The organism is Pseudomonas sp. NFXW11 (genome assembly GCF_049887815.1).
Lineage (GTDB): Bacteria > Pseudomonadota > Gammaproteobacteria > Pseudomonadales > Pseudomonadaceae > Aquipseudomonas.
On record NZ_JAGEKI010000026.1, the window covers coordinates 17,217 to 30,502 of the forward strand.

Consider the following 13,286-nt stretch of genomic DNA (forward strand, 5'->3'; position numbering starts at 1 on the left):
AGCTCATGAGCGTCTTGAACTTTCCCCGGATCTATTTCAACGGCCATATGTTCTGGAACCCGCCCACGGCCAACAACAACGACGTACTGCCGCTCTATGACGCGGTGAAGATGCAGATGAACTGGCCGTTCCTGTCTCATTACGACATCAACGACCGCAATGCCCCCAGCCTGCTGATGCCCTGGACCATCGCCCCGCTGCCCTTCGAGAATCTGCCGGATTACGTGAAACAGGTACCCGGTAACGGCAACCCCGACAACTATCCAATGATTCCCGCCGAATGGGACCTGTTCGGTGACAACGCTTGCGGCACCGTCGACTACAAGCAGACCCGCTCGGTGATCATCGGCGGCGAGCTGCAGGCCAACAGCTATGTCGACAGCGATGCCCTGATCAACCAGGGCTACCAGTTGCTGGGCAACCCTTTCGGCAGCACCGCTCCGACACCGGCACGTTTCGTCGATATCAGCCCCTGGCAAAACACCTTCACCGCGCTGTACTTCGACAAGATGGTGATGGGCGACACCCACTGCGGCCTGGAGCTCAAGCGCCAGTACCGCATGCTCGATCGCTTCCTCAACTTCAACTGGGGCGCCTTTGGCGGCCTCAACTACGTGACCACCACCTGGCAGACCTGCTTCCCCAAAGACAACCTGAAGTGGTACCTGGGCGACTCCCAACTGCTGAAGATCCTGCACGATGAGATGACCAAGCAGAATGCCAAGGGCCTGATGTTCAGGTTCAGTACCTACCTGACCTTCTACGACAAGAACGGCGTGTTCAACGACTACCCGCCGGTGAACACCCGCTCCAATACCCCAGAGGCCCTGGCGGCGCTGCAGAAGATGTACCAGCAGGGGCTGGATAACGTCGCAGACATTTTCTACAACCCGGCCTACAGCCGCACCGCCGGCACCCTGGGCCTGTGGTTCGACAATGAGTACCCCACGGCGCCGGCCGGCCAGCGCCTGGCCGCCAAGGAAGCGGTGAGCTTCTTCAAGGCTATTCCGGGAGATTCGCTGATCAATCCTCCTACCGGGGACCAGTTCGTGAAGTTGGGTGTGCTGAGCGCCGAGGTGCATGGCTCGACCCTGTCCCTGGACCTGGGCAACACCTTCCCCTTCTATCCAGTAGGCGACGACCCGCTGGTGCCGCCAGACGTGGTCAAGCTCAACCAGGGCGTGCCGGTAGCGGGCAAGTTCAACGTCGGCAGCTATGACCTGGGGATCAATGTGACGGGCGGTTCATTCCAGAAGCTGGCCAGCTTCGGTTTCGAGCAATACCGCCAGAGTGCCTTCGACAAGCGCGCAGGCCTGCTGGACCTGACCCTGGATGCCAACGCCCTGAAGCAGCTGCAGCAGCCGGGCAGCCTGGAATTACGCCAGCAGGGCACAGGCAAGGTAGCAGCCGCGCAACAGCTGTGGACGGCGGAAGTCATAGAAAGCGGCAGCTTTATCGATGTGGGCGACAGCCTCACGCTGAACATCATGGTGCAGTGCAACGGCCAGCCGGCGCCGGCCGGTACCCAGCTCCTGGTTGCCGAGTACAACAATGCCTTCATGCTGAGCACCAGCGACTACTACCTGGCGTTCAGCAACGCGGCGAACTTCGTCCTGATCGAGGACTACCCGAGCAACCGCAAGAAAAACCAACAGGCAACGCCCAACTTCAAAGGCGGTAAGCCTTCTCTGAGCCTGCTGCGGGAGGGCAGCGGCCGTAACCTCAGTGCCTTGCTCAGCAGCAAGGTCAAGACTCAACAAGACCCAAGCGACCCGGTCATGGTGCCCATCCTGTACCAGGACTACCTCAAGACCCCAGCCGCAGTGAACCTCAGGCCGTGCCTGCTCCTGGCTGACGCTCAGACCAAGAGCGGCACCCTCGAGGACAAACTGGGCGCCAACATCGAATACAGCCAGACCTGCATCCATACCAACGCCCAGGGCATCGCCCAGATCAGCGTCCGCGCCGTGGCGCCAGGCTTCCCCACCTTGCGCTTCTTCCTCCAGGACAACTCGGGGCAGCCGCCGCAGATTCCGTTCAGCTTCAACTTCAACCAGGCCTACACGGACTTCCTGGCGCCGCTGCGGGTGTTGCCGCAGGAACCGCAGATGCTCAAGGACTTCATCGACTGCTGGAACCGGGTGTGCCAGTACGATGACTCCAACCTGCGGATCTGGAGGGAGTTCATCTTTCCGAGGATCCTCCAGCCCTTCTATTACCTGTATCCGATCATGAACAAGTTCATGCCGCTCAACTCCCTGCAGCGCATCGAGGGGGCGATCAGCCAGTTCATTGTGCTGATCAGCAAGGACTACCAGGAGGAGAGCACCCTGGCGATGCCCATCACCCGCGACTTGTCGCAGACCCGGCGTCGGGTGCTGGAAATCTGGGCCACGGATCTGGTGAGCCAGGGCTACCCACCCACCGAGCTGAAACCCAGCGACTACATCAAGGGCTAAGCCGTAAACGCCAGCCACCATGGAACGCCGGGCGACTCACCCTCGCCCGGCTTCTGCAAAGGAGCACCAGATGAAAACCCATCTCTTGCAACGGCTGTTGTTGGCCACCACCTTGCTGTGCGCCAGCCAGGCACTGTGGGCCGATAAGTACCCTGACAACGTCTATTTCAATATGGGCGTGCACAACACCAAGGGCTGCAATGCCCTGAACAACCACTGCGTGGCCAAGCGCAAGGCCGGCGAGCCGGCCGACCCGCAGTTTCCCGCGACCTGGGTCAGCGACTGGACCATGTACCGGGTCACCGCCAACTACCAGAACAACCAGCCGCCCTACAGCAGCCCGCCGAGCACGCTGCAACCGGCTGACTACACGGTGTCCCAGGGCACTAGCTACTACGACAACACCTATGTGCCGGCCGACCGCGACGGCACCGGGGCGATGATGGAGCACTACGAGAAGTACTGCCTGCCGATCTTCCCCATCAAGAACAACAACTACACCTGCTCCTTCGTGTCCCTGGGCAACAAGGCCTACTTCCTCACCTACCCCGAGGACCGGCCCAAGGACATGCCGGCCTGCTGCATGTTTTCGCCGATGAACCATCCGCCGCGCCAGGACTTCATCAAGCACCTGCCCTACAGCGCCACTCGCAGCCAGAACCTGGACGGCAGCGTGCTGGCCTATGCCCTGGAGCTCAAACCCCAGGGCCAGCCACCGATCCTGTTCGGTTATGCCTTCAACAAGCAGGCCACCAGTGACGGGCCGGGGCAGCCGGCCTACCAGCATCCGCAGTCGTTCTATTTCTCCGGCGATGCCAGCGTGGCCAACGCCCCGATCGTCAGCCAGAACTACCGCAACTGGAGCAACGCCAAGCCGGACCCGGCCACCACCTGGGACCAGGTGGCGAAGATGTGCCCGGCCAACCCGCCTGACTGCCAGCTGTTCACCCCACCGCCATCGCTGAAAAACGGTGCGCGGCCACAGTGGAACCAACTCGCGCCCATCTCGCAGTGACAGGAGCCGTCACATGAACCATTGGAGCCGTTTCACCGCCTTGCTGTTGCTCGGCCTGGCCAGCCTGCCGGCCAGCGCCCTGCAACCTGCCGGCGTCACCCCGCAGAGCGTCGGCCAGTGTCCGCCGCTGCCGGTGGTGCCGGCGGCCGGCGCCTCCCAGGGTGCCTTCGATAACTACAGCTGGCAGATGTTCATCAACCTCAACTGGCCGGCCCAGGCCGGGCAGCGGGGGGTGGCCGATTGCAGCAAGCCCCTGGGCAGCCCGGGCAATACCGTGTGGCAGAGTTTCAAGAGCATCGCCGAAACCTTTCTGCCCAACGGGCAGAATCCGGGCCCCTGGAACAGCCTGCTGAAACCCCGGAACCTCAGCCTGATCAATATTGCCGCGGTGAAGAACACCCAGGTGGTGCAGTCCGACCTGCAGGCGGTGGGCGGCTGGCTGATCGACCAGCGGCAGAATCCGACCTACTACGACATCGCCACCAATGAGGTGTCCTACACCTACATCGTCAACAATCAGTTCTATAACGCCGCTATCGTCGAGGCGGCGCAGAACATCGCCTTTCCGGCCAATGCCAGCGAGGTCAAGTCCAGCTGGCGCATCATGACCGCCAACGACGACACCAGCCGCTACCTGACGATGCGGGCCCAGGTCACCCAGTTCAACGACCAGGGCCAGCCGATCGGCACCACCGAGGCCAACCTGGGGCTGGTGGGGCTGCACATCATCACCAAGGTCGATGGCTTCCCGCAGTGGATCTGGTCGACCTTCGAGCAGGTCGACAACGTGCCGCCCAAGGTCCAGCAGCAAGGCAAGTGGGTGGACCAGCCGGCAGCCGGGGTCTTCTATTCCTACTTCGATGCCAAGGCACCGGCCGAGAGCCTCAACCAGTCGCCGTGCAACTGGCAGCCGGCGAGCTCCGGCATGGTCTGCCAGCCCAAGCCCGGCGCCAGCTTCAAGACCCCCGATCCGCTGAACCGGGTCACCCCGATCACCGCCGGTACCCAGCAGGTCAACAGCCAGTTCCAGAGCAGCCCGCCGGTGCAGTCCAGTGTGTTCCAGTACTACCAGCTGGTAACCACCCAGCGGCCGCAGCAACCCAACAACCCGGGCAACCCGCTGGGCCAGCCGACACCGGCGCTGTCGGCCAACGTGACCATGGAAAGCTATATCCAGGCCAGCAGCAGCTGCATGAACTGCCACTCCATGGCGACGCCGCTGAACAGCCTGAGCAAGAGCGACTTCTCCTACGTGTTCCGCTTCGCCCAAGCCCCTGCCTCTCACGCCGCCAAGGCCAAGGAATAGACCATGAGCATATTGAACGGACCCCGGCTGAATTTCTGGGGCGGCATTTCCACCGATGTCAGCGTGCCGAACAACTCGCCCACCTTGCCCACCGGCGCCACCAGCCGGATGGAGCTGTTCGACCTCACCACCTCGACCGTGGCGCCCAGCGCCCAGGGCTACAGCGATGATCAGCTGTATGCGCTGATCAATGCCCCCGACCCGGAAATCGGGCCCAACAGCCGCTATACCGCCGGTGGCTGGAACCATTACGGCGAACATGTGGTGACGCTGTACAACGCGCTGATCAGCTCCCAGGGCACTCCGGGCAATATCGCCCTGGACGGCGACCTGGTGGGCCAGCCGGTGTACCTGCTCGGCTCGGTGACGCCCGGAACCGGGCAAGGGCCCTACTCCGGGCCGATGATGGTCGACCTGGACCCCACGGCGACCACCACCACGCAGATCTTTGTCGGCGGCCTGCAGATCGGCAACGGCACCACGCCCGAGTTGTTGATCCGCTGGGACACGGTGTGCAGCAGTTTCGACGTCAATACCCGGGTACTGCTGCCGCCGAAGATGGATGCTCCCGGCTCCTTTCATGGCAGCGGCACCTTTCAGCTGACCTTTCCCCTGAGCAGCATCGTCAGTTACAACCAGAACAGCCCCGGCCTCAAGGCCTTGATCCAAGCCCCCGGGGCCACCGGGCTGGTGCTGCGCTTCTCGATGTTCGAGATGTGCCCCACCATGACCACCGACCAGTTGAACGACGACTACGCCGCCGGCCAGTTCAGCCCCAACCCGAGCATCGGCCGGATCATCGGCACCCTGGCCACGGCCTACGCCAATGAGCCGCATATCTGCCCGCCGGGCCGGCAACTGGTCAATGCCGACAAGGACATCGCCAGCGTCGCCTATGCCGAGGTGGCCAACGGGCTGCTGAGCATCGATATGGTCAACCTGATTCCCAAGCAGACCTTCCGCGCCCGCCGCGACGACATCACCAGCCCCATAGGCCCCAATGCCGACTACGGAACCGTCAGCATTGCCGCCGGTGGCCCGGCCCTGGCCAGTTATCCGCCCAGCGACCCGCTGCTGCAGAACTATTACCTGTACGGTGGCATCCTCGACATTGCGCTCAATGCCAGCCAGTTGCAGCAGGTGCAGAGCAACCCCCTGAGCATCAGCGCCCCCGGGAGCAGCGTGAATCCGCCGCTGTCGGCTCCCGAACGGCCCTATCGAGTCTACAGCGACCAGCGCAACAACTACTTCGACACCAGCAGTTCGAGTGTGCAGGTGACCTTGCAAGCCCGCTATCTTGGTGGCCGGGTGCCGCAGGACACGCCCATCAGGATCAAATCCTCGGCAACCAACCTGTATAAGAAAACACAGTATTGGGATTTCCTGCAGTTTCCGACGGTGCTCAACATACCCGCCGGCCAGTCCTCGGTGACCTTCAACGTGATGCCCCAGGCAGACTCCAGCGCCCTGGCCGGCTTCACCACACTGACCTATACCATCGGCGACAACAGCCTGAGCTTCAGCAATTTCCGCAAGTACGCCCGGACCGACTTCGGCATCCCCGCGGGCAGCCAGGTCACCTGGGACCAGGTGTACGAGAACGTGCTGCGCTTCCATTACCTGGCCTTTCCCGCCATGTCGCGCTACATCCAGCTCAACCAGCCTGACGCGGTGATGGGGTTCAAGGATGCGATTCTCGCGCGCATCTCGCCGGACTATCAGAACACCACGCTGTACATGTCGGTGGTGCGCTCGATGTCACCGAGCCAACGTGCGCTGTTGACCGCCTACCTCACCAGCAGCCCCTGGCGGCCTTGATCAAGGAGACCACGCCCATGCCCGTTGCCCTGCATATTCCCGCCCAGCCCGAGCAGGCGCTGCGGCCGAGCCGGGTGATTGCCCGGGGACTGCTCAACCCCCGCGGAGTCTGCCGCCAGAATGACGGCAGCCTGCTGCTGGTGGAGGCCGGTTCCGGCCTGCCCGACCAGCCGCTCAGCGGTCGCCTCAGCCGCCTGCGGCCTGACCCGCAAAACCCCGGCGACTACCTGCCGCCCGAAGTGCTGGCCCAGGGTTTTCGTTCGATGAACATGCAATCACGCATGCTGCGCGACGAAATCATGGGCCTGTCGGACATTGCCTGCGGTGGCGGGCGTTGCCTGGCCAGCCAGACCGACTACGTCGCCGGCTCCAAGCTGCTGGACTTGCAATACAGCCCACCGGAGCCGGTGTTCCATAGCCGCGGCAACCTCAACTCGCTGTGCTATCACCCCGGCCGACGGAGCTGGCTGGCGGTCAAGCCCGATACCAACCAACTGGTGGAATTCGCCGAGGACGGCGAGCAGGTGCTGGCACAGTTGCCGGACCTGGATCAGGGCCAGGAAGCAGTGCCGGTAACCCTGGTGTACGAAGCGCGCACCGATGCCGTGCTGATCAGTCTGTTTTCCGGTGAATTGCGCCGCGATCCGGCATTGCAGGGCATCGAGTTCGCCGAACGGGCCGGCCAGGTGATCCGGGTGTGGCCGGCCAATGGGCGGGTCGAAGTGCTGATCCGCGGGCTGCAGTTGCCCACCGGCCTGGCGCTGGACCCGCAGGGACGGATTCTGGTGCTGGAGCTGTGCGACCGGCTGCTGCAACCGCTGCTTCCTGAATGGTCCGGCGAACCCTTGCACGGCGGCTTCGCCCGTTTCAGCGGACGCCTGCTGCGTTGCGACCTGCAACAGCGCAGCGTGCAGGTGCTGGCCGCCGACCTGGATACGCCGTCCAACCTGTGCTGCGTCGAGGATGGGGTACTGGTGAGCGAAGGCATGGGCTTGAGTGGACGCGCCATTCCCACCGCCGATCATCAGGTGGTGGCCTTGAGCGGTTGCCTGCGTCGGGTGCAGCTCTGAGGCCTGGGGCCCGGGCATCCAGGCATAAAAAAACGGGGCCATGTACATGGCCCCGTTTCTATCGATGCGCAATGCCGAAGCAGGCGATCAGAACGGAATATCGTCATCGAAGCTGTCGAAATCCGGAGCCGGCTGCGGCGCGGCCTGCTGTGGTGCTGGACGCTGTGGCGCCTGCTGCGGACGTGGCGCTTGCTGGCGGGGAGCGGACTGCTGGTAGTTGTTGCCGCCACCCTGTTGTTGGTCGCCCTGTTGCGGACGGCCACCCAGCAGCTGCATGGTGCCCTGCATGTCGACGATGATCTCGGTGGTGTAGCGCTTGATACCGTCTTTTTCCCACTCGCGGGTCTGCAGCTTGCCTTCGATGTAGACCTGGGAACCCTTGCGCAGGTACTCGCCGGCAATCTCCGCGACCTTGCCGAACATCGACACACGGTGCCATTCGGTGCGCTCGACCTTCTGGCCGGTCTGCTTGTCGGTCCACTGTTCGCTGGTGGCCAGGCTCAGGTTGGTCACGGCGTTACCGTTAGGCAGGTAGCGAACTTCGGGATCCTGGCCGCAAGTGCCGACCAATATGACTTTGTTAACCCCACGGGCCATAACGTTCTCCTAGGCTTCGCTCGCCGACGGCGCTGGATTGACCAGCTGCTCGAGGGTCGCGCGATCCAATAATTCGGTGTCCAATTTGATGTAAATGGCGGCCTCCTCGGCCACCACCACGGCATCTGTTACCCCAACAACGGCCTTCAGGCGCTCGACCAGGCCGGCTTCGCGGATCGCTTCAGGCGATAACGGCAAGCGCAGGCTCGTCACATACGGGGGCTCGCGCATGGTAACAGCAAAGGCCAGCCAGAGTGCAGCCAGACCTGCGCATCCGAGGAACACAACCGACAAACCGCCATGCTGGAACAGCCAGCCGCCGAGGATGCCGCCCAGTGCCGAACCGAGGAACTGGCTGGTGGAATACACCCCCATCGCCGTGCCCTTGCCGCCTGCCGGCGAGACCTTGCTGATCAGCGACGGCAGTGACGCCTCCAGCAGGTTGAACGCGGTGAAGAACACCACGGTGCCAATCACCAGCGCCTGCAGGCTGTTGCCGAACTCCCAGAAGAATAGCTCGCTGAGCAGCAAGGTACTGACCGCCCCCAGCAGCACTCGTTTCATTTTGCGTTTCTTCTCGCCGTAGATGATGAACGGGATCATGGCGAAGAAGGAAATCAGCAGCGCAGTGAGGTACACCCACCAATGCTGCTCCTTGGGCAGGCCGGCTTTTTCCACCAGGGCCAGGGGCAAGGCGACGAAGCTCGACATCAGCATGGCGTGCAGTACGAAGATGCCCAGGTCCAGGCGCAACAGGTCGGGGTGCTTGAGCGTCGGCAGCAACGCCTGGCGCGCAACCCCGGACTCGCGGTGCTGCATGGGCCCGGTGGAACGCGGCACCATGAAGGCGACGATCAGGATGCCCACCAGAGCCATGCCGCCTGTGGCCAGGAACAACCCGGACAGGCCGAAACTGCGGGTCAGCAGCGGGCCGACTACCATGGCCACGGCAAACGACAGGCCAATGGTCATGCCGATCATGGCCATGGCCTTGGTTCGATGCTGCTCGCGGGTCAGGTCCGAAAGCAGTGCCATCACTGCTGCGGAGATCGCCCCGGCGCCTTGCAGGATGCGCCCGGCGATCACCCCCCAGATCGAGTCGGCATTGGCCGCCAGCACGCTGCCCAGGGCAAACACTATCAGCCCCAGGTAAATCACTGGGCGCCGGCCGATGCGGTCGGAAATGATGCCGAAGGGAATCTGGAAAATGGCCTGGGTCAGGCCATAGGCGCCAATCGCCAGGCCGATCAAGGTCGGGGTCGCTCCTGCGAGATCCATCCCATAGGTTGCCAGGACCGGCAGGACCATGAACATGCCAAGCATACGGAACGCGAACACCAGGGCCAGACCGCTTGCCGCGCGGGTCTCGGCGCCACTCATGCGCTCGCTGTGGGGATCGTGCATGGATAAACCTCGTATGAACCGGCGGCGATTCTACCAGTCCGATCGATTGAGGGGGTATATGGCGACGCTTTGCCGCGCAGCCTTTCATGCGAGCAAAAAAGCACCAAACGATGGTGTGCATCCATCCAGTATTTGGTTTTATACTCCTGCCTTTACGCCCGCCGATCGAGGCCACTTTTGGACAAGATTCTGATTCGTGGGGCCCGCACCCACAACCTGAAGAACATCGACCTGACCCTGCCGCGGGACAAGCTGATCGTGATTACCGGGCTGTCCGGGTCCGGCAAGTCGTCCCTGGCGTTCGACACCCTGTATGCAGAAGGCCAGCGGCGCTATGTCGAGTCGCTGTCGGCCTATGCCCGACAGTTCCTGTCGATGATGGAAAAACCCGATGTCGACACCATCGAAGGGCTGTCGCCAGCGATTTCCATCGAACAGAAATCCACCTCGCACAACCCCCGTTCCACTGTCGGCACCATCACCGAGATCTACGACTACCTGCGCCTGCTCTACGCGCGCGTCGGCACCCCGCGCTGCCCGGACCACGACATTCCGCTGGAAGCCCAGACCGTCAGCCAGATGGTCGACCTGGTGCTGGCCCAGCCCGAAGGCAGCAAGCTGATGCTGCTGGCGCCGGTGATTCGCGAGCGCAAGGGCGAACATCTGTCGGTGTTTGAGGAACTGCGCGCCCAGGGTTTCGTGCGCGCCCGGATCAACGGCAAGCTGTACGAACTGGACGAAGTACCGAAGCTGGATAAGCAGAAGAAGCATTCCATTGATGTGGTGGTCGACCGCTTCAAGGTGCGCAGCGATCTGCAGCAGCGCCTGGCGGAATCCTTCGAGACCGCCCTGAAGCTGGCGGATGGCATTGCCCTGGTGGCGCCAATGGACGACGAACCGGGGGAAGAGATGATCTTTTCCGCGCGCTTCGCCTGCCCGATCTGCGGTCACGCCATCAGCGAGCTGGAACCCAAGCTGTTCTCCTTCAACAACCCGGCGGGTGCCTGCCCGACCTGCGACGGCCTGGGGGTCAAGCAGTTCTTCGACATCAAGCGCTTGGTCAATGGCGAGCTGACCCTGGCCGAAGGGGCCATTCGCGGCTGGGATCGGCGCAACGTCTATTACTTCCAGATGCTCGGCTCGCTGGCCGCGCACTACGGTTTCAGCCTGGAAGTGCCGTTCAACCAGCTGCCGGCAGATCAGCAGAAGGTCATTCTCAACGGCAGCGGCAACCAGAACGTCGACTTCAAGTATCTCAACGACCGCGGCGACATCGTCAAGCGTTCCCACCCGTTCGAAGGCATAGTGCCGAACCTCGAGCGCCGCTACCGAGAAACCGAATCGGCCACTGTGCGTGAAGAGCTGGCCAAGTTCCTTAGCACCCAGCCCTGCCCGGATTGCCGCGGCACCCGCCTGCGTCGCGAAGCACGGCACGTGTGGGTGGGCGAGAAAACCCTGCCGGCGGTCACCAGCCTGCCTATCGGCGATGCCACCGATTATTTCGGCACCCTGAAACTCACCGGGCGCCGAGGTGAGATCGCCGACAAGATTCTCAAGGAAATTCGTGAGCGCCTGCAGTTCCTGGTCAATGTCGGCCTCGATTACCTGACCCTGGATCGCAGCGCCGATACCTTGTCCGGTGGCGAAGCCCAGCGCATTCGCCTGGCCAGCCAGATCGGCGCCGGCCTGGTGGGGGTGATGTACATCCTCGACGAGCCGTCCATTGGCCTGCATCAACGCGACAACGACCGGCTGCTGGGGACCCTCAAGCACCTGCGGGATATCGGCAACACGGTGATAGTGGTCGAGCACGATGAAGACGCCATCCGCCTGGCCGACTACGTGGTGGATATCGGCCCGGGGGCCGGGGTGCATGGCGGGCAGATCGTCGCCGAGGGCACCGCCGCCGAAGTCATGGCGCACCCCGACTCATTGACCGGCAAGTATCTTTCCGGCCGAGTGAAGATCGTCGTGCCGGCCAAGCGCACACCACGCAACAAGAAGCTGTCGCTGACCTTGAAGGGCGCCCGGGGCAACAACCTGCGTAATGTCGACCTGGAAATCCCCATTGGCCTGCTGACCTGCGTGACCGGGGTTTCCGGTTCGGGCAAGTCGACGCTGATCAACAACACCCTGTTCCCCCTGAGCGCCACCGCCCTGAATGGCGCCACGACCCTGGAAGCCGCAGCCCACGACAGCATCAATGGCCTGCAGCACCTGGACAAGGTGGTGGATATCGACCAGAGCCCGATCGGTCGTACGCCACGCTCCAACCCCGCGACCTACACCGGGCTGTTCACGCCCATCCGCGAGTTGTTTTCCGGGGTGCCGGAATCCCGCTCCCGCGGCTACGGGCCTGGCCGCTTCTCGTTCAACGTCAAGGGCGGGCGCTGCGAGGCCTGCCAGGGCGATGGCCTGATCAAGGTGGAGATGCACTTCCTGCCGGATATCTACGTGCCGTGCGATGTGTGCAAGAGCAAGCGCTATAACCGCGAAACCCTGGAGATCAAGTACAAGGGCAAGAACATCCACGAGGTGCTGGAAATGACCATCGAGGAAGCCCGGGAGTTTTTCGACCCGGTGCCGGCCCTGGCGCGCAAGCTGCAGACGCTGATGGATGTGGGGCTGTCCTATATCAAGCTCGGGCAGTCGGCCACCACCTTGTCGGGTGGCGAGGCCCAGCGGGTGAAGTTGTCCCGCGAGTTGTCCAAGCGCGATACCGGCAAGACCCTGTATATCCTCGATGAGCCGACCACCGGCCTGCACTTCGCGGATATCCAGCAGTTGCTGGACGTGCTGCATCGCTTGCGCGATCACGGCAATACCGTGGTGGTGATCGAGCACAACCTGGACGTGATCAAGACCGCCGACTGGCTGGTGGACCTGGGGCCGGAGGGTGGCTCCAAGGGTGGCCAGATCATCGCGGTGGGTACTCCGGAACAGGTGGCGGACATGCCGCAGTCCCATACCGGGCACTATCTCAAGCCATTGCTGACCCGCGACCGCGCCTGAGGACCATGAAAAAGCCCCTGTCACCTTAGGGTGGCAGGGGCTTTTTTTGTAGCTATGGGTTGCTTCGTTTCCCGAAGCAGCCAGCTTGCTCGCGAACGGGCAGCAACACCAAACGCGATCAGAACTGCGATTGCAGGTAGTTTTCCAGGCCGATGGACTTGATCAGGCCCAACTGCTTCTCCAGCCAGTAGGTGTGATCTTCCTCGGTGTCCGCCAGCTGGACCCGCAGGATGTCGCGGCTGATGTAGTCCTTGTGCAGCTCGCACAACTCGATGCCTTTGCACAGAGCGGCGCGCACCTTGTATTCCAGGCGCAGGTCGCTGGCGAGCATATCCGGTACCGTGGTTCCGGTGTCCAGATCGTCAGGGCGCATGCGTGGCGTGCCTTCAAGCATCAGGATGCGTCGGATCAGGGCATCGGCGTGCTGCGCCTCTTCTTCCATCTCATGGTTGATACGCTCGTAGAGCTTGGTGAAGCCCCAGTCTTCGTACATCCGCGAATGGATGAAATATTGGTCGCGCGCTGCCAGTTCGCCCGTCAGCAACGTGTTGAGGTAATCGATTACGTCCGGGTGACCTTGCATCGCCCTACATCTCCCTGCTTGA

Annotated in this window: 9 protein-coding genes; 6 read left to right on the forward strand and 3 right to left on the reverse strand. The window is 62.7% G+C overall.

Annotated elements, in window-relative coordinates; genetic code table 11:
• The first annotated feature begins 5 nt into the window (after positions 1–5).
• From J4P02_RS28400 to J4P02_RS28420, 5 genes are all read left to right on the forward strand, one after another.
• Entirely contained in the window at positions 6–2,459 is a 2,454-nt protein-coding gene (locus J4P02_RS28400) for a hypothetical protein (RefSeq protein ID WP_426196691.1), read from the forward strand.
• A 70-nt stretch (positions 2,460–2,529) separates the two neighbouring features.
• Complete coding sequence (locus tag J4P02_RS28405; protein ID WP_426196693.1) at positions 2,530–3,474, forward strand: hypothetical protein; 945 nt, start codon at positions 2,530–2,532, stop codon at positions 3,472–3,474.
• 13 nt (positions 3,475–3,487) lie between these two features.
• Positions 3,488–4,780, forward strand: coding sequence for a hypothetical protein (locus J4P02_RS28410; protein WP_426196695.1), 1,293 nt, complete (start codon positions 3,488–3,490; stop codon positions 4,778–4,780).
• Between the two features lie 3 nt (positions 4,781–4,783).
• On the forward strand, positions 4,784–6,598 hold the full coding sequence (locus tag J4P02_RS28415) for a hypothetical protein (RefSeq protein ID WP_426196697.1): 1,815 nt from the start codon (positions 4,784–4,786) through the stop codon (positions 6,596–6,598).
• A gap of 17 nt (positions 6,599–6,615) precedes the next feature.
• The gene (locus J4P02_RS28420; protein ID WP_426196699.1) at positions 6,616–7,668 is read left to right on the forward strand and encodes a hypothetical protein; all 1,053 of its coding nucleotides are present in this window, start codon (positions 6,616–6,618) and stop codon (positions 7,666–7,668) included.
• A gap of 87 nt (positions 7,669–7,755) precedes the next feature.
• Here the strand turns inward: J4P02_RS28420 and J4P02_RS28425 are convergent, their stop codons facing one another.
• Both J4P02_RS28425 and J4P02_RS28430 read right to left on the reverse strand, forming a co-directional pair.
• Entirely contained in the window at positions 7,756–8,265 is a 510-nt protein-coding gene (locus tag J4P02_RS28425; protein ID WP_426196701.1) for a single-stranded DNA-binding protein, read from the reverse strand.
• 9 nt (positions 8,266–8,274) lie between these two features.
• Positions 8,275–9,669 (reverse strand): MFS transporter, encoded by a 1,395-nt coding sequence (locus J4P02_RS28430; protein ID WP_426196703.1) that lies wholly within the window; start codon positions 9,667–9,669, stop codon positions 8,275–8,277.
• Positions 9,670–9,846: 177 nt separating this feature from the next.
• Between J4P02_RS28430 and uvrA the strand changes: the two genes are divergently transcribed.
• On the forward strand, positions 9,847–12,681 hold the full coding sequence (gene uvrA / locus J4P02_RS28435) for an excinuclease ABC subunit UvrA (RefSeq protein WP_426196705.1): 2,835 nt from the start codon (positions 9,847–9,849) through the stop codon (positions 12,679–12,681).
• Between the two features lie 118 nt (positions 12,682–12,799).
• Here the strand turns inward: uvrA and bfr are convergent, their stop codons facing one another.
• Positions 12,800–13,264: a bacterioferritin gene (gene bfr, locus J4P02_RS28440; RefSeq protein ID WP_022641324.1), complete on the reverse strand. Its 465-nt coding sequence runs from the start codon at positions 13,262–13,264 to the stop codon at positions 12,800–12,802.
• Between the last annotated feature and the right edge of the window lie 22 nt (positions 13,265–13,286).

Excerpts from the sequence above, each read along its gene's own strand:
- J4P02_RS28400 (WP_426196691.1), top strand. The coding sequence starts at position 6 with ATGAGCGTCTTGAACTTTCCCCGGATCTATTTCAACGGCCATATGTTC.
- J4P02_RS28405 (WP_426196693.1), top strand. The coding sequence starts at position 2,530 with ATGAAAACCCATCTCTTGCAACGGCTGTTGTTGGCCACCACCTTGCTG.
- J4P02_RS28410 (WP_426196695.1), top strand. The coding sequence starts at position 3,488 with ATGAACCATTGGAGCCGTTTCACCGCCTTGCTGTTGCTCGGCCTGGCC.
- J4P02_RS28415 (WP_426196697.1), top strand. The coding sequence starts at position 4,784 with ATGAGCATATTGAACGGACCCCGGCTGAATTTCTGGGGCGGCATTTCC.
- J4P02_RS28420 (WP_426196699.1), top strand. The coding sequence starts at position 6,616 with ATGCCCGTTGCCCTGCATATTCCCGCCCAGCCCGAGCAGGCGCTGCGG.
- J4P02_RS28425 (WP_426196701.1), bottom strand. The coding sequence starts at position 8,265 with ATGGCCCGTGGGGTTAACAAAGTCATATTGGTCGGCACTTGCGGCCAG.
- J4P02_RS28430 (WP_426196703.1), bottom strand. The coding sequence starts at position 9,669 with ATGCACGATCCCCACAGCGAGCGCATGAGTGGCGCCGAGACCCGCGCG.
- bfr (WP_022641324.1), bottom strand. The coding sequence starts at position 13,264 with ATGCAAGGTCACCCGGACGTAATCGATTACCTCAACACGTTGCTGACG.